This is a genomic window from Companilactobacillus kimchiensis, assembly GCF_001438805.1.
Taxonomy (GTDB): domain Bacteria; phylum Bacillota; class Bacilli; order Lactobacillales; family Lactobacillaceae; genus Companilactobacillus; species Companilactobacillus kimchiensis.
Window position 1 is genome coordinate 175,117 of the sequence record NZ_JQCF01000001.1, and the last position, 20,248, is coordinate 195,364.

Annotated in this window: 27 protein-coding genes; 1 reads left to right on the forward strand and 26 read right to left on the reverse strand. The window is 35.3% G+C overall.

Features of this window, described 5'->3' with window-relative positions:
• Positions 1 to 29: 29 nt before the first annotated feature.
• From IV57_RS00935 to IV57_RS00950, 4 genes are read right to left on the reverse strand one after another with little or no spacing between them, the layout of a single operon-like run.
• Positions 30 to 431 carry a PTS sugar transporter subunit IIA gene (locus tag IV57_RS00935; protein WP_057879609.1) on the reverse strand — a complete coding sequence of 134 codons (402 nt, stop codon included), beginning with the start codon at positions 429 to 431 and terminating at the stop codon, positions 30 to 32.
• Between the two features lie 21 nt (positions 432 to 452).
• The gene (locus IV57_RS00940; RefSeq protein WP_057879610.1) at positions 453 to 1,289 is read right to left on the reverse strand and encodes a PTS system mannose/fructose/sorbose family transporter subunit IID; all 837 of its coding nucleotides are present in this window, start codon (positions 1,287 to 1,289) and stop codon (positions 453 to 455) included.
• Positions 1,289 to 2,104, reverse strand: a complete 816-nt coding sequence (locus IV57_RS00945; RefSeq protein ID WP_057879611.1) for a PTS mannose/fructose/sorbose/N-acetylgalactosamine transporter subunit IIC — start codon at positions 2,102 to 2,104, stop codon at positions 1,289 to 1,291. Before IV57_RS00945 ends, IV57_RS00940 begins: the two co-directional genes overlap by 1 nt.
• 12 nt (positions 2,105 to 2,116) lie before the next feature.
• On the reverse strand, positions 2,117 to 2,617 hold the full coding sequence (locus IV57_RS00950) for a PTS sugar transporter subunit IIB (protein ID WP_057879612.1): 501 nt from the start codon (positions 2,615 to 2,617) through the stop codon (positions 2,117 to 2,119).
• 155 nt (positions 2,618 to 2,772) lie between these two features.
• On the opposite strand from IV57_RS00950, the gene IV57_RS00955 reads away from it, so the two are divergent.
• The gene (locus IV57_RS00955; protein ID WP_057879613.1) at positions 2,773 to 3,486 is read left to right on the forward strand and encodes a GntR family transcriptional regulator; all 714 of its coding nucleotides are present in this window, start codon (positions 2,773 to 2,775) and stop codon (positions 3,484 to 3,486) included.
• Positions 3,487 to 4,093: 607 nt separating this feature from the next.
• Here IV57_RS00955 and IV57_RS00960 read toward each other — a convergent pair.
• The 22 genes from IV57_RS00960 to IV57_RS13080 all read right to left on the reverse strand — a co-directional run bounded on the left by IV57_RS00960 (position 4,094) and on the right by IV57_RS13080 (position 20,246).
• The gene (locus tag IV57_RS00960) at positions 4,094 to 5,212 is read right to left on the reverse strand and encodes a GH25 family lysozyme (protein ID WP_057879614.1); all 1,119 of its coding nucleotides are present in this window, start codon (positions 5,210 to 5,212) and stop codon (positions 4,094 to 4,096) included.
• Positions 5,209 to 5,499 (reverse strand): holin, encoded by a 291-nt coding sequence (locus tag IV57_RS00965; protein WP_057879615.1) that lies wholly within the window; start codon positions 5,497 to 5,499, stop codon positions 5,209 to 5,211. Before IV57_RS00965 ends, IV57_RS00960 begins: the two co-directional genes overlap by 4 nt.
• Complete coding sequence (locus IV57_RS00970; protein ID WP_057879616.1) at positions 5,500 to 5,808, reverse strand: hypothetical protein; 309 nt, start codon at positions 5,806 to 5,808, stop codon at positions 5,500 to 5,502.
• A complete protein-coding gene (locus IV57_RS00975) occupies positions 5,809 to 6,192 on the reverse strand; it encodes a hypothetical protein (protein WP_057879617.1) in 384 nt (127 codons plus the stop codon). It lies immediately after the preceding gene.
• A gap of 35 nt (positions 6,193 to 6,227) precedes the next feature.
• Positions 6,228 to 6,365 (reverse strand): XkdX family protein, encoded by a 138-nt coding sequence (locus tag IV57_RS12900; protein WP_083488840.1) that lies wholly within the window; start codon positions 6,363 to 6,365, stop codon positions 6,228 to 6,230.
• 12 nt (positions 6,366 to 6,377) lie between these two features.
• Positions 6,378 to 6,791, reverse strand: coding sequence for a hypothetical protein (locus IV57_RS00980; RefSeq protein WP_057879618.1), 414 nt, complete (start codon positions 6,789 to 6,791; stop codon positions 6,378 to 6,380).
• Entirely contained in the window at positions 6,792 to 8,570 is a 1,779-nt protein-coding gene (locus IV57_RS00985; RefSeq protein ID WP_057879619.1) for a phage tail protein, read from the reverse strand.
• Complete coding sequence (locus IV57_RS00990; protein ID WP_057879620.1) at positions 8,563 to 9,291, reverse strand: putative phage tail protein; 729 nt, start codon at positions 9,289 to 9,291, stop codon at positions 8,563 to 8,565. The genes IV57_RS00985 and IV57_RS00990 overlap by 8 nt, the downstream gene beginning before the upstream one ends.
• Positions 9,284 to 10,432 (reverse strand): baseplate J/gp47 family protein, encoded by a 1,149-nt coding sequence (locus IV57_RS00995; RefSeq protein ID WP_057879621.1) that lies wholly within the window; start codon positions 10,430 to 10,432, stop codon positions 9,284 to 9,286. The genes IV57_RS00990 and IV57_RS00995 overlap by 8 nt, the downstream gene beginning before the upstream one ends.
• The gene (locus tag IV57_RS01000) at positions 10,422 to 10,784 is read right to left on the reverse strand and encodes a DUF2634 domain-containing protein (protein ID WP_338025633.1); all 363 of its coding nucleotides are present in this window, start codon (positions 10,782 to 10,784) and stop codon (positions 10,422 to 10,424) included. Before IV57_RS01000 ends, IV57_RS00995 begins: the two co-directional genes overlap by 11 nt.
• Position 10,785: 1 nt before the next feature.
• Positions 10,786 to 11,154 carry a DUF2577 domain-containing protein gene (locus IV57_RS01005; protein WP_057879623.1) on the reverse strand — a complete coding sequence of 123 codons (369 nt, stop codon included), beginning with the start codon at positions 11,152 to 11,154 and terminating at the stop codon, positions 10,786 to 10,788.
• A complete protein-coding gene (locus IV57_RS01010) occupies positions 11,127 to 12,182 on the reverse strand; it encodes an XkdQ/YqbQ family protein (protein ID WP_057879624.1) in 1,056 nt (351 codons plus the stop codon). The genes IV57_RS01005 and IV57_RS01010 overlap by 28 nt, the downstream gene beginning before the upstream one ends.
• On the reverse strand, positions 12,179 to 12,868 hold the full coding sequence (locus IV57_RS01015) for a hypothetical protein (RefSeq protein ID WP_236704296.1): 690 nt from the start codon (positions 12,866 to 12,868) through the stop codon (positions 12,179 to 12,181). The genes IV57_RS01010 and IV57_RS01015 overlap by 4 nt, the downstream gene beginning before the upstream one ends.
• A gap of 12 nt (positions 12,869 to 12,880) precedes the next feature.
• The gene (locus IV57_RS01020) at positions 12,881 to 15,955 is read right to left on the reverse strand and encodes a tape measure protein (RefSeq protein ID WP_057879626.1); all 3,075 of its coding nucleotides are present in this window, start codon (positions 15,953 to 15,955) and stop codon (positions 12,881 to 12,883) included.
• Positions 15,956 to 16,186: 231 nt separating this feature from the next.
• The gene (locus tag IV57_RS01025; protein WP_057879627.1) at positions 16,187 to 16,600 is read right to left on the reverse strand and encodes a phage tail assembly chaperone; all 414 of its coding nucleotides are present in this window, start codon (positions 16,598 to 16,600) and stop codon (positions 16,187 to 16,189) included.
• A 14-nt stretch (positions 16,601 to 16,614) separates the two neighbouring features.
• Positions 16,615 to 17,100: a phage tail tube protein gene (locus tag IV57_RS01030; RefSeq protein ID WP_057879628.1), complete on the reverse strand. Its 486-nt coding sequence runs from the start codon at positions 17,098 to 17,100 to the stop codon at positions 16,615 to 16,617.
• Between the two features lie 15 nt (positions 17,101 to 17,115).
• Positions 17,116 to 18,498 carry a phage tail sheath family protein gene (locus IV57_RS01035; protein ID WP_057879629.1) on the reverse strand — a complete coding sequence of 461 codons (1,383 nt, stop codon included), beginning with the start codon at positions 18,496 to 18,498 and terminating at the stop codon, positions 17,116 to 17,118.
• Complete coding sequence (locus tag IV57_RS13270) at positions 18,498 to 18,653, reverse strand: hypothetical protein (RefSeq protein WP_169790817.1); 156 nt, start codon at positions 18,651 to 18,653, stop codon at positions 18,498 to 18,500. The genes IV57_RS01035 and IV57_RS13270 overlap by 1 nt, the downstream gene beginning before the upstream one ends.
• The gene (locus IV57_RS01040) at positions 18,643 to 19,062 is read right to left on the reverse strand and encodes a phage tail terminator family protein (RefSeq protein WP_057879630.1); all 420 of its coding nucleotides are present in this window, start codon (positions 19,060 to 19,062) and stop codon (positions 18,643 to 18,645) included. The genes IV57_RS13270 and IV57_RS01040 overlap by 11 nt, the downstream gene beginning before the upstream one ends.
• A complete protein-coding gene (locus IV57_RS01045) occupies positions 19,059 to 19,481 on the reverse strand; it encodes an HK97 gp10 family phage protein (protein WP_057879631.1) in 423 nt (140 codons plus the stop codon). The genes IV57_RS01040 and IV57_RS01045 overlap by 4 nt, the downstream gene beginning before the upstream one ends.
• The gene (locus IV57_RS01050) at positions 19,462 to 19,860 is read right to left on the reverse strand and encodes a hypothetical protein (protein ID WP_057879632.1); all 399 of its coding nucleotides are present in this window, start codon (positions 19,858 to 19,860) and stop codon (positions 19,462 to 19,464) included. Before IV57_RS01050 ends, IV57_RS01045 begins: the two co-directional genes overlap by 20 nt.
• Complete coding sequence (locus IV57_RS13080; RefSeq protein WP_057879633.1) at positions 19,857 to 20,246, reverse strand: head-tail connector protein; 390 nt, start codon at positions 20,244 to 20,246, stop codon at positions 19,857 to 19,859. The genes IV57_RS01050 and IV57_RS13080 overlap by 4 nt, the downstream gene beginning before the upstream one ends.
• Positions 20,247 to 20,248: the final 2 nt, after the last annotated feature.

Consider the following 20,248-nt stretch of genomic DNA (forward strand, 5'->3'; position numbering starts at 1 on the left):
GTTATATTGATATAACAATAGATTGCAAATTAAAACTCTTCATCTGAATCTTCATCATCTGCAGTCTGATCATTACTAATTTGAATACTTGCTATTGCTGCATCTTTTGCGCCAGCAGCATTTCCAGATAGTAAAATATCTAAAATCATTCCAAGATTCATTCCACTTAAATACTCAAATTTGAAATCAGACTTCATTAAGGCTTCTAACGCAGTATTTCCTGGTGATCCGGCTGGAATATCGGAGACAAGAACTATTTGTTCGTTTTTATCAAACGTTTCAATTACTTCATTGAATCTTTTCTTAAAGGATTCAATTCCACGTTCATCTAATTCAATATGATTCTCATTTCCCTGTTTCCCAGCGATAAACTGTGCTGCTTTAATCATTCCACTAGCCAGACCCAAATGGCTTACCAATAATAATTTCATTTTAGAAACTCCTTTGTCTATTTAAAGTGCCATAATACCGTATGCAATGCCATATCCAATAAAGGCTATAACAAAGTAAGCTAAAATCAATTTAATCGGTGATACATGACGTTTAGCCATAAAATACCATGAAACAAAAACAACTAGTAATGGAAGAAGTGATGGAAAAATACCATCCAAAATCTTTTGCACATCAATACTTGCGTGTGACATTTGAATTTTAATTGGTAATTCAATCTTTACGTAAGAAGCCGCCACACCGCCAGTTACAATAGTTCCAAGTACAGTAATTGCCTGTGTGACTTTTTTGGCAGTATCACCTACAAATAAATCAACTGAGGCGGCTCCTAATTCATATCCTTTATAATATAAATAGCGACTTCCAAAAAATGCAATTGCATCATAAGCTACGATATAAAAGATTGGTCCTAAAATATTTCCACCTTGTCCTAATCCCATACCAATTGAAAGCAAAATTGGAATCAACATGCCAGGAATCATTGAGTCTCCAATTCCTGCAATGGGACCCATTAAACCAACCTTCAAGCTATTAATAAAGTCACCGTTAATATCTTCATTTCCTAAAGCATGTTGTTCCTCAAGACCTACAGTAATACCATTAATCAATGCACCTACTTGAGGTTCTGTGTTAAAGAAAATTGAATGTCTTTTTAGTGCATTACGATATTCTTTTGAATTAGGGTCGTATAGTTTTTTCAAAACTGGCTCCATTGAATATGCAAAACCAAAAGCTTCTAGAAATTCATAACTAGTTGCAACTAAGTTAAACATAATCCATCGAATATACGATTTGTTAACAGTTTTTTTATCCAATAATTGGTATTGTTGTTTTTTCATTAGAATTCTTCCTCCTCTTCCCCATTAGATGTATTGGATCCACTATTATTTGAATCATTACTACCTTTGTTTGATGTTGCAAAGTAAAAAATCACTGCGATCATGGCGGCAACCATTGCTAGTGCAATCATATTTAATTTCATGAAAACAACAGCAACAAATCCGAATAGGAAAAATACCCACATATAACTCTTTTTAATAACGACGGTCAATAACATTACGATTCCCAATGCTGGAAGGGCACCTCCAAGAAAGGTCATAACGTCTAATAAATACTTAGGCATACTACTTAACATTTCTTTGGCAAATCCTGCACCAAAATAAATAACTAGAAATGACGGAATAAAGCGTAACAGGAAATTTAATATCTGTGGACCCCAAATCGTGTTGAAATGAAAAGCTTTTTCATCTCCCTCTTCAATGGCCTTTGCAGAGCGGTGATTCCAATAAGAATTAAGAACTTGGAATAAGTTAAACGCAATCGTACCAATGACACCAATTGTTGTTGCCAATGTAACTGCAACTCCGGTAGATGCATGTGATAAAACTGCCAATGCAATTGCTGGATAGGCAACATAATTTAAATCAGCTGGCATTTGACCACCTGGTGTTACCATTGCAATATAAACAGCTTGAACAGCTATACCGATAATAATTCCTCGGGGAACATCCCCTACAATTATTCCGATAAGAAATCCAGAAACCAACGGTCTAGATAGTGTATACCATCCACCAATGATACCCATTGCCCAAGGTGTACTTAAAGCTCCTAAATAACAAAGTAAAGAAATTAAAGTTGCTTGAACTAATAACATTATAATCACCTCTTAATTATTAAAATTCTGACTTGCATCTTCAAAAGAAGTTTTTTTAGAATCTGGTACTAATTGAAAATATACTTCCGCTCCATGTTCTGATAAAAATTTGAATGCTTTAAACTCGTCTTCAGTTACATTAGCATTAGGGCCAACTTTTTTAGCCCCTTCACGTTCACTCATTGGACCGACATTAATTTTAGACTGCTCTTTAATAAAATCTGCTCCTTCCTTATACAAGTTCATCAATGTTACTGGAGATTTGGCAACTAGAAAATATCTTTTACTACTTCCAACGATATCATCCCAACGTTTTGATACTCTTGATACCGGCATTACAAAACCTTTTAAACCAGATGGAACCGCACCTTTTAATACCTTAGAAATAATTGGATCGTTTGCAGCCGCATCATCCACTGCAAGGACTCCATCAGCCTCTACCTCACTTAGCCATCTTGTAACTACTTGACCATGGATTATTCGATCATCAACTCTTATAAATGAAATTGACATTATTAAATGCTCCTTTGTTTTATTGTTATATCATTATTACAATACAAATTATAAATCGATGCATGTATTATGTAAAGGGTTTCATTTACATTATTTACTGTTATGGTTAAAATAGTTATATTGATATGACAATGAGCACTTGAGGTGATTTAACTATGAATAAAGATATACCTTTATATTTACAAATAAAAAATAATTTACGCTTTAAAATAAATAGTGGTGAATGGATCGATGGAGATAAAATTCCTTCTGAGATGGAACTTGGAGAAACGTTTAATGTTAGTCGTATTACAATTCGACATGCATTAGATGAACTCGTTCAGGAAGGTTACCTTATTCGTCAACGCCCTAAAGGAACCTTTGTAAGAGAACCACAGGATCTTAAACAAAAGTCCTCTTATACTCTTGTTACCAGTTTTACTCAGGAGATGCAGGAGCTTGGGAAAAAGCCCACAACCATTTGGGCTCATGTCAAAAAGATTTCTGCCAATGAATTGTTTGCTAGAAGACTTAATGTTGATGTTGGAACCCCTTTACTTTCGCTTAAACGTCTTCGTGGAGCTGATGATGAAATCATCACCTATTCTGAAACATATACTCCCTATCATAAAGGTTTTTCATTAAACTCTTCTGATTACAAAGGTTCACTTTATGAATACCTAGCAAAGTTTGATATTCATGTAAATCAACAAACGGAGTATGTTGAAGCGGTGGATGCGACTCCTAAACTCATGGAATTATTGAATATGAAAAAGAAAGAGCCTCTTTTAAAACGTGTCCGTGAAATTTCAGAGTTAGACAGCGATTACTATGAATATAGTATTAATTACTACATTGGCACGAAATATCGTTTCTATGTTAAATATTGAGTTTTAAAGTTTATTTGAATAGATTCTTTCCTATAGCATAATGATCAAAAGGGTAATCATTTAAACCATATAGATATGGAATATTTTAATTAGAACTATTCGAAATTTAAGTACAAAAAAGAACATCCTACGGTCTTATACAAAAGCCATAGAGATGTTCTTTTTTGAATCATTTAAGGTGAGTACAGGATTTTAAAAAGCCTATATATCAATCCCCATTTGAAATATGCGCAAAATATGCGCAAATCCTTACTTTTTATTATGTTTTTCTACCCATAAACGGTAAAACATCTATCAGTTTTGATGAATCGGTGTGTCACGAAAAAAATAAAGTGGGAATGCAAATTATAATCGTTAGTCTTAATTGACTAGCGATTTTTTTGTATAAAAATAATTGAATTAAATTTGCAATCTACTATGCAATGATTTTTTTTAATTATTTTTAGACAAATAAAAAAGCCCACCACCTAAATTAATAGATGATGGGTTTTTCTAACCCTATCAGGGCTAATTCAAAATCGAGGTAATTTATAATATTGTCCACGTCAATGAACACCTTTAAATTAACGCATATTATTTAATTTGTCTAGCATTTACCGTTTAAAATTTATCCAGTATATCCAGAACCTTGAGCGTACTTGATTGGAATGTACTCATCAGTAGCAACCTGATAAGAGTAGCCAATATTAGGGATGTTAACTAACTTATCTTTAGTTTGCCAAGAAGTACCGCCTTTAAATACTTTATTACTATCTTTAATTGATTCACCTTTAGAATTGTACGCAAGAACGCCATAATCAGAGCGGTAGTTCACTATAACTGTACGATTAAAAGTTGTACTTGACTGTGGAAGCAACGTGTCAACACCGATAACATAAAATGGTTTATCGTTTATGACTGTGATTCCATTAGATTTCCACGATGTGCCAGAAATTACATTTGTACCAACATTTGCTTGTCCCAAATTATTATAGGTAGTGAATGCTTTGTAGCTATTGCCCTTTACATCTACGTTGTTATTAATAGTAGAAGCTGGATCAATAAGTGGTGATTGTCCGCCGGTGAAGAAGTTGTCATAGTTTTGAGAAACATCAAAATTACCATATGATCCTTGGAATTGATATGTGCTACCCCATTGCCATGAATGATGATTTGAGTACCATTGCTTACCACTAGCATTATATGGATAAGAGGCAATCCACCCTTTCGATACGTCCATTTTTGAACCAAGCCAAGATGACATAGTATAGACGGCCGAACGATAACCATACTTGGCAACTTCATTCATGAAGGCCACATTATTAGCATTGTTAGTCGCCCGTGAGAGTCCATTCTGTTCTTGTGCTTCCACATCAGTGATCAACACTGAACCAATTGGTAGACCGTCAGATTTAGCCATTTGACCAGCATAGTCAGCCTCATTGATAGCACCTTGAACCGTTGTATATCTAGCAAAGTGGTAGCCATTAATATATAAGCCAGCCTGTTGTGCTGTCGAGATATTATTAGCTGCAGTGTAATCATGATAGTAATTGCCTTCACTGATTTTAGTAACTACAGACTTTACACCATAATTATTCAGCATATCTTGAAAATTAGATACTGTCATATAGCCGTTATGGTTAGATACATCGACCATATCAGTTCTTGCCGCATTTACACTAGTTGTACAAAAAAATAAGCCTGCAATTAGCAGACTTACAATATAAACTAGTTTTTTCTTCATTCTGATGTACCTCCATCGTTTAAGAAACCTTGAATACCGTCAAACATACCTGATGTCCAACCGCCGACTAACAGACCGGCAATAATAGCTTTGCCAATTTCCTTATCATGAAATACCAGAGCTGTAACTATTGCTAACACCAATCCCAACGCCATTGATACGAATGGCATCCATTTAGTATCAACGACCTTTGTATTTTTGATTGAGTTGGTTAGGACATAACACAAAATAGCAATTACCATTAACTGTGCTACATCAATCAATTGCAATCCTTCAATAATTTTCATCTATTTTTCCTCTTCCAGTTCATTAAATTTGTCGAACTTACTATTTAATACCCCAACCTGTTTATTTAGTGCATCGATAGTATTATTCTGCTTTGAAACCTGATTTTGTAACTTAATAACCTGTACCTTTAAATCATCACGTTCTTGAGTAATCTGATCTAAACGTTCAAATAACTCTTTAGTATGATCTGCATAAACATTTTCATTTGAACCTTGATTCTTTAAACGTTGCAACCAAACTCCAAAGATACCAGTTATGACTGCACCACCAATAGCTGATATCAAAATTCTGATTGTTTCTTGTTCCATTTATCCTGGATCACTCCAAAATGCTTCTAAAAGAATTCGAATGTTAATAAATAGAATAAAAATAGTTTTGAATTTTGGTAACAAAACCGGTGCAGTCAAATCATGTATTGAAAAAATTATTAAGTAGAATGTCCACACAAATAACAAAAGAAATACGATTAAATCTTTGTTAGACTTACGTAATTCGTCGAAACACGAGAACATCACATACAGACCAATAATTATTAGTGCTATTGCGAATGGTGGATCATCTACATTAGCTATGAAGGGGGGCGCCGATGGTGGTCGGTCAATAAAGTTACCATTAGATATAAATAATAGTCCTAGAGCGAATGTTTCCATTCCCGTTAAGAACCAAAAGTGATTCTGTTTTAAGTATTTCAATCCGCATCACTCCAAAATAAAAAGGCTAGCATTTGCTAACCTTCCTTCTTAAATTCTTCACCAGTGATTTCTTTAAAATCGTCTTCTGAAATTTGACCTGGCACATATGTTTCTAAATCTGATGCTTTAAGCATTCCCCACGAAAATACAATTTTTAATGTTGATACGTCCATAATTAATTCCTCCTAATTTGTGCTTCCTGAAATAGAGTTATTACTTAATTTCATAAGTTGCATAGTTAAATTAGTGATAACTTTTTGTTGGTCTTCTTTATCTTTTTCATCTTGTAAATTCTGAAGTGTTTGAGCAGTTTGAATTTTATTCATATCAGCCATATCGGACTTCAAAGAAAGATTTTTCAATGTCAATTTGGTCAATACAGAATTTTTTTCCTCTGCTGATGTTTGATTTGTTGATTTATGAACCAAAGCATTATCTTCTGATCTAACAGTCCAGAGATTTTTTTCTTCAACAGAAAAAGCTGGATCACTATCAACTAGAATCCAACCTACATTTAATCTCATCTGTGCTTGCGCCGAATTTTCATCAGCATAATCTGAAATTATACCATCTTTTACAATTACAGCTATTTGTGACATTTATTCTTCCACCTTCCAAGCTGAAACAGTTTTAACACTAACTACAAGAGTACATTTTCCTTCCAATGTATCTTTTGTCTTATTATCAAGCCATGTATTACTTGTAACTTTAATCGAAGAATTACCAATCTTAATACTATTTGAAAATCCTTTAACGTCTGCATCGATACTCTCATTACCACCAGTACCATAAAAATAATGGACAGGTTTGATAGTAACATGACTTAAATATGAACTTTCAGTACTCAAATAATCAAAACCGAAAATGAGGGCGCTCCTAGGAATATATATGGTATTCGGTAATCCCAATTCAGTTCTTGAAATACCAAATATTGAATTATGTGGGCTTACGATGCGCATGGCATTATTTAATTCAATTTTTAATCCAGATACATTAGTCATGAAATCATTAACCGCAGTCAATGCAACTTCCGCAGAAGTATTACCACTAAATAATAAAGTTCCTGTTGGAAATTGAACTACGGCAGGTTGAACATTATATGTAGATATAAATTCAATCACTGGATCATATATAAATCCATTTACCCCTCCACTGTCACCATCATTGTCATATCCTTGTATTGGTTCGATATCCATAGTCTTATCCGATTTAAAGGTAAGAGTAAATCCAGGTGCTTTATGGTTTTTCATACCTAGATTTTCACCTATCCCTTCTAATGTAATTGTATTAGGTTCATCAACTTCAAAACTTTCAGACTTCGTATACATCGGTACTGGAGCCGTGGTCGTATAATATCCTGCTTTAAAGGCGTTTTTAGGATCATAATTAAATGGTATTTTTGATACTTTTCCCATTACTCCCTTTGTTATCGCTGTTTTTTGTAAATTTACAATATATTGAAGACCTGTACCAATCATATTTAACTTATTTCCAACATCAAGTTCAAATTTAATATTAGTTTTATTGATTGGATTTGTTGAACTTGAATAAGCAATATGTCTATCGGTGATCTCTCCGTTTTCCATTGAACCGGCATAGTAGTCAATCCCAGCTGCAGGATGATCCTTATCAGAACCTCCACTACCGTTCAAGCTCAAATCAGATATATCAATTAAACCATCAGAAGGATCTGGAAGATGTGCATCAATATTTCCATCATTATCGATAATTTTAAAACCACGGGTCATATGTCCAACTGCTTCTGCTATTTGAGTAACTTTATTCAAGTCCTTACTCTTGTATTCTGAATAAGCCAATTGCTTTTGTAATTGATTATCAATATTAGAATCTTGAATCTTATCATTTATATCAATCTCAGCAATTCTATCTTTAACATATTCTTTTGTTGCTAATCCAGTCGGATCAATAATAACTGTCACGTTCTCAGTACGACCGACAATAATATACATTGTGATCTTAAATTGTAATAATACTTTATCCGCAAAGTCTGGCATGAATTCTGGTTCAACGGCAATGTTTAAAGCATAAAGGATTTCTTCACTTTTACCTTCTTCTTGTGCATACAATCCGACAGCATTGATCGAATAACTATTTTTAATTTCTTCATTGGTAAATAAAATTTCCGTACCAACGACAGCTTTAGAATTCGGAATATTCTCATCCCTATTTGTAATAGTCCCTGATTGTATTTCATTTGGCAATTTAGTTAGGTTTTGTAAATCAACCTCTGACATTGCACTTAAATCATTTGATGTTGCAGCTGCTCTAGTAATCGTGAATCTAACTTTTCCGTTGGCTGCTCTAGTTGCTAAATCCAAACCATTTGCTGTAAGGATTGTTTCGCTATATTTAGACAATAATATTCAGCTCCTTTTCTTTCGGGTATGTTTTTATTTCTATAGAGATCATTGGCTTCGATGTAAAGATGACACTTGAATTAGTTATTTCTGTTTTTTTCGTAATTAAAGCTCTTGACCTAGCCTTAACCAAGGTTTGAGATGAAATTGAGCCTTGATATAACTTAGCTTTTGAAGCGGCATAGGTAATCAATCTAGGGTTAGAAATAACTCTGGTTTCAGTATTGTAAACAACACCTAAATAATATTTCAATACTGCATCTGTATCAGAAGTCGTGATGATATCAAAAGTGAGATTAGCCGGTAGATAAACGTTTAATAGGTACCTAAGACGTTTAATCTGATCTTTGCTAATCTCACTTCTTTTTGCTTTCGCTATTACATTTCTAATGGCGTATTCAACATTTATCGATGCTGGTACGTTTAATGTATGAAGTAGTTCCCTAAAATAACGTAGAGTTATAGGATTAGGCGGCAATGAATGCATCAGAACATTGTATTGACGAGTTTGAAGTGAATCATTTGGATTAGGACCAATTCCTAACTGGTCCTCAAAAATTGAAATACCATCAATATCAGTTTGAATAACAAATTGATTCAATAACGTTCTAAGAATCAAATCATCAAAATCACTGAAATCAACTTGTTCTGCTGCTACCAATTTCTGCATTTCATAAATGTCGTCATAATATTCTGGAAGGTAATCTTGTAGCTTAACCATTTAAAACCACCGTCCCAACTATCGGAAGTTGTGATACATCATTATCAAATTTCAAGGCAATATCATCATCAATACCGTTTAAAGTAGGAATCTTAGCATTAACTACACCATCAACTTTCATAATTGCTGATAGAATTTGTGATCTATAAATTGTGAGTGCATAGCCCCTACCGGTTGACTTATTCAATTCACTCCAGGCAATTCTTTTAAGATGAAAGTAATCAGCAATAGCATTCAATATTTTAGGTTGTAAGACCTCAATATCACGTTGAACATCAACTTCAATCTTAGTTGAAATATCGATTGTGATAGGCTCTGGTGCCACTACAGTGACCGTGTGGTCAATAGGTGCTAGCCCATAACCTAGTCCTTCCGAATCCGGTGGATCGATTTCATTTTTGACCTGGGTCAATAGTTCTGAACTTGCTGGCATTAAATCATTATCCAAAACAACCAGCTTAACAGTGCCACCACCATTCCAAACAGGATAAACCTGGGCCGAACCAACAGCCGGAATCTTAGATAACATATCTAAATATTCAGTAATATTACCACCATAAGCAATCCAAGAATCAGTCGATAACAGTCTATTTCTAAGATGCTCATCTGTTTCATTATCTTTTGCTGGAATAGAAACCTCTACAATTTCAGCCCATGACAAAATATCATTTGGTGTTACTGGAAGAATCTGGCCAAAATATCCGTTAGGTCGGGTACCAACTTCTTCAGCCTCCAACATTCCAGTTAAATCAGCGTTAATTTTGATAACCTTATAGAAAATCGGCGTATCACCTAAGCTGGCAAATCTATCGCCGACTTCGACGTTATCAATTGGTTGCCCACTATTATCCAGAAATTTGGCTTTAGCCTGCGTAGCTGTTGCCAATTGTCTTGAAGTCCCATGCTCAACAGCTCGATAATCAAGAAACTCACCGTCTGCAGTTTTGAGATAGGTCTCTCGAACAATATTGGATAGGCTCAATGATTGCTGAGCCATAACCATAGCTGCAGGTGCTAAAGCATCATAGATAATTGCACCTTGTCGCTTATCAATATCATCAGGAACGTTTTTCATCATTTGAGATAGGTAAAAGTCAAAATTCTGCTTCTCAATCTTATTAGATAAATCTTCAGGCGTCATTTACACTCACCTCACTCTCTATATCAATATTTCCATAGATTGTTGTGCATGATCCATGGACTTTCAAAATAGTTCTATCAACAATTTCAATATCGTCAACAGTAACCGTTAAAACTCGTTCATCAGCCAATAGTGCTTCTTTAACCATTCTCCCAACTTCAACAGTTGCATAATCAAAACTCTTTCCAAAAAGTTCAAAGAAATCATTACCATATTGGTTATTATAGATAGGATAAACAAATCTTTCAGTTTTCAAAATTTTATTGACCGCTTGAATCATTGCTTCATGACCATCAAATTTATTCAAAATACGTCCATTTTTGATTTCATAAGTTTTCGTAGGATTATCCATCTTAGTTATCATCTCCTACTCTGTCATTAGTTCTTTCAAGAACAAAGAATTGCTGACCACCATTAAAACGAATCATCACTACTGAATCACCATCTTTTAATGTTCCGTCAATTTCAATAGTTTCAAAAACATCGGGGCGATTACCAGATGTATCTCCAATAGAATCATGATGAGCTAGCACTCTGATACGCTCCTGATGTTTGGTAACTTGTCTTCCAAGTACTAAAAAAGACTCAGACAAAATCATTTGGTTAGATGTCTGAATCTTTAATGGATCACTTGAAATTACTTTTCCATAAACAATATCGGCATAATCTGATTCGTTACCACCTTTACTATTCATCATTCCGAGGAGTTGTTCTCCAGCCATGGCTCATTCACCTTCATTTCTAAATCACATTTATAATCCACATCAAAAGTATGAGTAGCCTTCATAATTGCCGTGTTATTAATCCAAAAACCAGCCTTAGATAAATCATCAATTTGAATATTCACAGAATTACCAGCAATCAATGACGTATCGCCCAAACAGGTCAAACTTAATGTATAAGTTTCCTTGTTTTTTTCTTTCAGTAATTCATCTGCTCGCTGTTTCATTTGAGCATCATTGGCTTTATCTTTAGCATTCTCGACCTTTTGGAGCTTACCCCAATCTTGAACATTACCTGCAATACTATCGGTATAATTGAAACTAGTTTTAGCAGGATCTTCACCACTAGATTCTTCACTAACAGATGAAGTTGAACTAGTCTGTTGTGATTCAGCTTGATTCTTTTTAATAATACGAACTGAATTAGCAGCCTCATCAATTGATTTCTCAAAAGAAAATCCAGTCAACAAGGACTGGTCACCAACAATAATATTCAATTCGTTATATGGTGCTTTTCTCAATTCAACAACATCATAGTTAGCAAGAACATAATACATTTGATTAGTAGCCTTTTGAGTCTTATCAATGCTTGATTTCAGCATATCAAAGTATGTCTTATTATCGGCCACTTCTGCAGGTAATTTATAATCTGAACCATTAACAACCTTGTGACTTATTTCAGCCATTTTACAAACAGTATCAAATCTATCTGAAATGGTTGAGATTGGCCAAACTAATGAATCTTCATTCTTCAGATACCTAGTCTTGTCATAGGCTGTAATACTAAACTTCTTGTCTTCTTTAAAACTTACTTTAAAGACATAGCCATAAAATATCTTTTGTTCATCCCACTGGAATTCAACCACATCACCATCTTGAGGGTAAAACGAACTATCAAATAGCAAATCAAATGTTAATGTGCCTGCAGCGAAGTTTAAATCAGTGACCCATTTAATATCACTAACCAAATTAATAACATTCCAAGTATCACCACTATGTCGGCGACCAATAGTAAATTTGGTAATCATGCTGATCTCACATCACTTTCTTTGACCCAACCACGAGAGCCACCATCTAAAGTAGCGACATGATATGGATATAAAGCACCAGGAGCAACTAGAGAAATCTTTCTAGTAGCATTTTGCTCTGTTTGCCCCAGTCCATTGCCTTGGCTATCTCTATGCAGCTGACCGTTAACAATAACAATTGAACCCATACCCACCTTTGAAGGTGGACTGGGACGTTCTTCAACAGTCTGTACTGGTTGTTGTTTAACGCCTATTTTTTTTGCCTCAAATGGTCTGAATTCTTTTAACGACAATGTGTAAGTATATTCACCATCATATCCATTCTTCATACCATATTCAAAACTGGAAATCGTTGACTTCAAAGAAACCTTAGTAGTTGAAATAACCAATCTAATTGGTTTTTTTAATTTTCTAGCTGATTCAATCCAATCGATATAATCCTGAGCTGAATCCAATAATTCTAATGCTGAAATATAATTCACCGCCTTAGGATCTATAGGTAGTGAACTCTCAATACTAATGTCCTGTAATTTGTCTTCACCCAATAAATTGACTTCACCAAGTTTGATAACGGTTTCAGATTTATCATCACTTTCACGTTTGATCATAATTTCTGTTGGATTAACTGGTAATTCAATCGTTTCATTTGAATCATTTGTTAAATAAAACCCTAAATGATTATCCACATACATCACCTCCTATCCTAGTGAAGCATTATTTCTGTCTATTAAATATTGTTCAATAATTGAAACTAATTTTTCACCATCATAGTTTTCATTCCCTGTGCTATTTATTTGAATTGCTCCAGGCGAAATGTTAACAGTGCTTTGACTATTTGACGTTGTACTGCTATTAGCACCTTTTGAAACAATACCACCAGCACCTATAACTGGATCATCATTTTTTAAATCATTTTGAATCGTTCCATTAACACCTAGATTGGATCCATTTAAACCTTGAAAGGTTGTCATCAAAGTGTTTAAAACACCTAATGCACGTTGAAAACCATTTGCTAACATATCACCAGGGTTATTTGCTAATCCACTCATAGTCATTGGTCCAATTTGAGGATTCATATTAGAAGCAGCGTCTACTACTCCTTGTGCCATATTGGCTGAAGCATCAGCTGCAGCGCCTGAATCTCTATTCAATCCATTGATTAAACCTTGATCAACCCAACGCCCGTATTGATTAAACAATTTTGATGGTGAACCAATATGAAGCACAGACTTAGCAGCAGAAACTACTTTACCAGCAACACTCTTAACTGCACTGACAGCCGATCCAATCATTGATTTAATACCATTAACTAAGCCTTGAATTAAATCTTTACCTACACTAACCAATGAATTAACAAACCCCTTAGCTGCATTAACAGCATTCTGAATTCCACTCGAAACTGCTGTTACAACCCTAGACATAGCACTAACAATGGCAGTTACCATCATTGTTCCAGCCATAATAAATGCTGTTGCCAAGGTAATAACCGCTGAAGCTACCATAGTTAAACCACTAGCAACAATCATAAGAGCAACACCAACGATAATTAATCCTGCTCCTAAATTGATAGCTGCAACTCCAAGTAACAATGCTCCAATAGCTGCAATCATCATAAGTGGTGCAGCCATCATTAAAGCGACAGCGAATATCATCATTCCAACACCAGCAACAATTGCAACAGCTGCAATCATAATCAAAGCTACTGCCATTAATAGCAAACCAACTGCAGCTAGCATTGACATAACCGCAACAATCATTAATCCAGCCCCTAGCAATAAAGTACCAACTGCAGCAACCATTGCACCGACACCAATTAATAATAAAGCTGCACCAAATAAAATGGCACCAATTGCACCTACTACAAAACCAACGCCAAGAACTGCAATGGCAATTCCTAGTGCTAACACACCAACAGCACCAACAATAGCAGCCAATCCAAATACCGCAATAGCACCAGCCAAAGCCAATAATCCAACAGCTGCACTAACACCATATTGAGAAATTAAAGGCAATTGAGTAGCTAATAATGCTATACCGGCAGAAGCAATGAAAATAGATACACCAATCAATAATAAGGCTGCTGAAAATACTAAAAATCCAGCAGCGGCCACGATAAATTCAGGCCCTAATAGTTTGACCACAACGGCAAGTATGGCAATTGCTGCAAACATACCAAAAAATACAGCAATAGCAGCACCTCCACCTGAGGCAATCTTTTGAGTCGCCATAGCCATAAGCAACATTCCACCACCAGCTAGAGCAACACCTGCACCAACCATCATCAAAGCTGCTCCTAATTTCATGTAAGCACTAGCTGATTGAATAATTCCACCAGTCTTAGGAGTTTGAGGTAACTCAGGCGTTTTAGGAACTTTAGGCGTCTTAGGGGTCTTCAATTTTTTAAACATCTTTGAGAAATTTGATATTCCACTACCAATTTTCATAGCAGCCTTCAAAATTATAAATGCAACTGCAAGATTTTTAATTGTTCCCGCAATTTTAGTTATAGTACTTGGTTTCAATTTACTAATTCCATTGATAATGGCTGTAAACACAAGACCTTTTAAACCGCCTTTTAGGATTATAAAAGCACTGCCTAATGCTGTGATAGTACCAGGACTCAATCTACTAATAACTTTTGCAATAGCTGAAATAGATTTAACAACTCCTGATAAAGAGCTGCCAGCAAATGCCCCTAATTGTGAAAAAATATTATTTTTTCCACCAGACATCTTTCCAAATATCTTACTTCCCGCATTACCCAAATCATCAAACATAGTTTTAATATTATCCAAAGCCCCAGTAGATTTAAAACCACTAAACATATCGCCAATACCTTGTTTAATCTTTCCAATAACTATCATTGCTTTGTCGGCGAACGCATCAAAGTTAATATTCCCGATTGAATCAGTTAAATTGCTCACCATCTTAATTCCGACTTTACCAACCCGATCAAATGCACCTTGCATCTTATTAGCAACAGTTTCTTTTAAACCGTCCATAGCTTGACCAACTGTCTTATATTGTGTAGCCATTTTTGAAAAGTACTTATTAGTACCCGTAGAAGAAATAGCATTAAAGAAGTCTTGAGTTGCAATTTTACCATCTTGAACACTTGAAACTAAATCTTTGGTCGACATTCCCATCGTCTTAGCGACTTGAGATACACCAGCAGGTGTTTGCTCCAACATCAACTTAAAGTCTTGCCACTGAACCATTGGTTTGGCAGCCATCTGAGTGGCTTGTTGGCTTAACGTCTTCATAGCCTGTTGAGGATTATCAGACGCAGCAGCCAATCCACCAAAACCTTTAACTAGTTTTCCGGTACCTTTAATACCCACGGCAGCCAATTGACTATACGTAGATGCCATATCAGATGCAGAATAGATTGTTTGTTGAGCGAATTTTTGCATGGATCCTTTAGCAACGGCAATTTGCTTAGGTGACTTACCCATCATCTGCATATTACCATCAAATGTCTGCCATGCCTTACTTGACTCGTTCAACTCACCTACCATAGAAGTAATTCCAGCAGTGGCCAGTCCAATACCTTTAGTGATTCCAGCACCGACAACAGTTCCACCAAGAACAGATTTGAACAATCCACCAGCTTGTCCAGCTGATTTAGTTAGTCCGCTAAACGCACCACCACCGTTTAAAACTGATTTAAAACGTTGAAAACCTGATTCCCCTTTACTTAAACCTGAACCTAATTTACTTAATGTTGAAGAAAAGCCATCGTAAATTTTAATTGTGGAACTTATAGTAGCCATATTAACCTCCTTTCTAGCAAAAAAAAGCTAAATCCTAGCGATGTGCTTTGGACTTAGCCTTTCTTTCTGCCTCTTTTTGTTGTTTCTTTTCCTCATTGATTCTTATTTCAATTCCAGCGATAATTAACGCTCTTTCTCTATTTGAAAACGAAAGCCACGTTTGAGGCGTCCAGTGATATTCATTCATTGCATAGAAATAGTAATTTAAATCGCCTGTATCACTAGAATTGGCTAGTTTTTTACTTCTTCACGGAGATTATCCACATCCTCTAAATCAAAACCACATAAATCTTGAATTTGATTGAGTAATTCGGCGTATTCCCCAACTTTTAACATTTTTTTCAAAAGTCCCACTGGATCAGCAATTGAGTTCCAACTCTTCTGTAAATCAGCATTATCAAGTTCAGGAGACACAACACATGCGGCTGCTAACAGATCAACATATTTAGATTGATCAACAGTTGATGTGATTTGACGTGTTTGTCTGTCTTTCGTCTTAGTTGTGGCTTGTTTTTGAAGAACTGAATTTTCATCTTCTGTAATTGATTTAATTACAAATGGTGCTTTAAATCGAGGAAACTTAATCTCCCTTGTTTCTGGTTTTGCATCCACATTTTGCATCAAAAAATCTTTAACGTCTGCCATTAATAAAACTCCTCCTATAAATCAAATCCTGTAAATGGTGTTACCAAATCTACTTCTTCAAACGTAAAGTCTGATTCCCATTCCATTACACCATCATCGGCTTCAAAATCTCCAATAGGAATATCGTCTAAGTTAACTTCGCCTAAGTGAACTGTTTGTTTTCCAGCTCTTGAAGTAGCATCTTCAATTGACATCGTGATTTCAAAGTATAAATCTTTGCCACCTTGAATGTAAGGTAAAGCATATTTCAACCACGATGAACTGATTACATATCCACCTAAAGTACCGGTACCTTCTACACTTGTTGTTTTCTTGTGTTTCCATCTACTACCCAGAGTTTGAACATCTTCCTTATTTTTTTCTAACTTCGCTGTAAATTTAGTAGCTTCAATCAAAGGAATCACTTTTCCATTAATTGTGATATATAGTTTGGCGTCCTTTGTTGAAATAGTATCTCTACCATTTAAAAAACTACCAATAGTACTTGTTGATTCAGCCATATTTCATTCTCCTTCCTATTCAACCACGATTGTCATGTAAAGTTTTTCCATGCTATCAACTGGCGTTACTGCCACATTGACTAAAATTGAATCCTTATCATTACCAGGTTCAACTGTTAAATCTGATGAATCAAAATCAGCAATAATGCCTGCTTTCATCAAGTTCGACATATAAGAAACTCGATTGGCCTTAAATAAGTCACGACCAGTTGAATCATTATTGACCTTGCCAATGAACATATCTTCAAAGGCTTCTTCCGATTCAGTAGCAATCTGATCTAGAGTTCTGATGATTCGATTCTTGCTAAAGTCTTTAGGCTTCTTGTCGCTAAATGTAGTCAATGAATTAATATCTTGTTCGATTACCACACGTCCACCACGCTTGGCTGTAAATACGATCAAACCATCATTTAATGCCTTAATGGTTGATTCGTTATTCAGTGATGGATTAGTTGAAACTGCACCAGGATATTCTGAATAAGTTAATGATTTACTTGCATCAGTAGCAGATGAGATACCAGCAAAATAACCAGCCGCAGTTGTAGTATCAATTTGAGTACCATCTTCCAATACAACGCCATTAGCGACTACTGAAATGCCTTCATAATTGTAGTCATAGCCGCCTTCATAAACTGGTACAACAGCACGGACTTTATAACCTTCATCATCACGTAATCTTTGAACTGATTGAGCTAATAATTGGTGAATATTATCATCTGGTTTGAAACCTGCAGCAGTAACCACATTGAATTGTTCTGTTTCTAAAGCTTCATTTAATAATTCTGTGATTTCGATTGGTTTAGTTGTTCCACCAGTCAAATCGTAGGTAGTTGAGTTTGCAAGCGACTCTAACTTATTTGTTGCTGGTTTGTCCTCAACACCAGGTACCTCATCAGTTGTAAATGCAACATCAATATACTCGTTTGATTTCAAGCCTTTAGCCGTGGTTGTTCTGATAACTTGTTGATCAACAACCTCAGTACCATAAATAGTTGAAACTGTAATTCTAGTTGTATCGTTTGGATCCTTAACAACCGTCACATGCAATTCATTACCTTTGGTACCAGGATATTTAGCTGTAAAATTCCAAGGCAAAGCATCGTTTGAAATTGTCGCTTTATCACCATCATTATCATTTAAGAAAAGTACTGTTAAAGCACCCTTCAAAGTTTCTCTCAAAGCTCCTAATTCTGGTGTATCTAATGATTCACCTAGTAAAGCCTTAAAATCTGAATTTGAATTTAATTCAGTAACACCTTTGGCACCCCAATTAAGAGTGACATTGTTGACCAAGAGTGTTCGACCTAGATTGGTATCAGCTTTTGGTTGTGCAGCACCAATCGTATTGATATAAGCACCTGGTCGACGTTTATTTTGTGTTGTCCAAGTTCCACCCATTACTTGATTCCTCCTTTAAACTTCTTAATTAATCTTTTTGCTTCAGTGAGTGAATACTGATCACTATCTGAAAGGACGATTTGTAAAATATCTCGATCAATGACACTGAACCCATCACTTTTAACCAATGAATCTTTAGTAAATTTATCTTCCATCAGCAATCTTCCCTTTAAATTTCATATTTCGTTGCTTATCTGTTTCATCAATCTTGTGTGCTCTGACTTGAATACCAAATGTTAATAACAACGTATTATCATCAGACTGCTTAAAATTTCGATCACGAATCACAGCATAATCAGTTAATTGAGTTAAATTATCTAACAAAATATCTTCCACATTTTCTATATCAGCTTTTGAATCATCTAACTTAGGAAAATAAACTAACTGATAGCTGTACTTTCTCATTTGAATATTAAATAATTCAGGCTTAACGCCTGTGACAATCTTTTCAACAAAAAAAGATGGCTCTTCAAAGCCACCTTTCTGGTTTTCTCGATATATTGGAATATTAGGAAAAATCCTTGCTAATTCATTTCCAATTAAATCTATAATACTAACTTTCAATCAAACAGACCTCCCAACTTCTTCATTGCAGGAGTCAACAACATCGGCATCATATCTTCAATTTCAAACAACGTTTCCATAAGCATATGTTGACCTGATACCCAGCCACCACCTCCACGAGTACGATGACCATCTTCAACATATCCGGCATACTCAACGTTATTCTCTATTTCAATCAGGAATAATGCACCATTGTACGTAGGACCATTCAAATGCCAACCTCTTCTCAAGGTGCCACCAGTCCGACCGTCAGTATATTGACCAACAGGCGTTCTGGATTTGACACCCTTAAGTGATTGAGTACCAACACGCTTAGAACTGGACTCAACAGCCTGTCTAATTTCTTGAGCTTCAATTTTACTCTTTACCTTGTCAGCAAACTTTTGAAACTCAGCATCATCAATTGTTCCCCATGCCATCACCAACCACATCCTTGGCTTTTTCATCTCTGATCATCGCTACCTCTTGATGGCTGACATAGCCCTGATATCCTTTACTAGCACGTTTGTATTTAGTCTTGTGACCATTTACATCAGTAACATAAATATCAGCTCCAGCAGGAATAAATACGCTATTATCAATCAATAACTTAGCATAATACTGATCAGTACCAAAAAAAGATTGTTCAGAAGGCTTTTGACCTCCTAAAACAACCTTTGCTGGATGATTTTCAACTATGGTTACATCTTTACTACCAGTAAAAGCTCCCTTTTGAGTCCCAATGACACCTTTAATCGTCACTCTGTCATTCCACAACTTAGGTAATACCCTACCCATGTGTTTGAATGCACCAATCATCGTTGAATCCTCCGATAACTATTTAAAATCGTTACGTAATTATCGGACAATGGATTAATTGACTGAAGTTCAGTAAAGATAGTTGCAGGAGATTTGAAAGTAACTGACGTATCACCTTCTGATAATGATTGAACATCATCATTCTTATCTTCAATTGGAACAAGGAATTGATGTGAATCAATCAGTTGCATACTGATGCTGACAATAACCTTGTCCAACTCCTCCGGTAATTCAATAACTGGAATATGAGTATAACTTGTTACATCATCTATAACCTTTGATACTACAAAATTAATTATTGAATCATAACTATCCAACTTATTAGTATTCGGTATCAATGATTTAAGAGTAGTAGTTATATCATCAATTCGTGGATGCTCTTCCATTT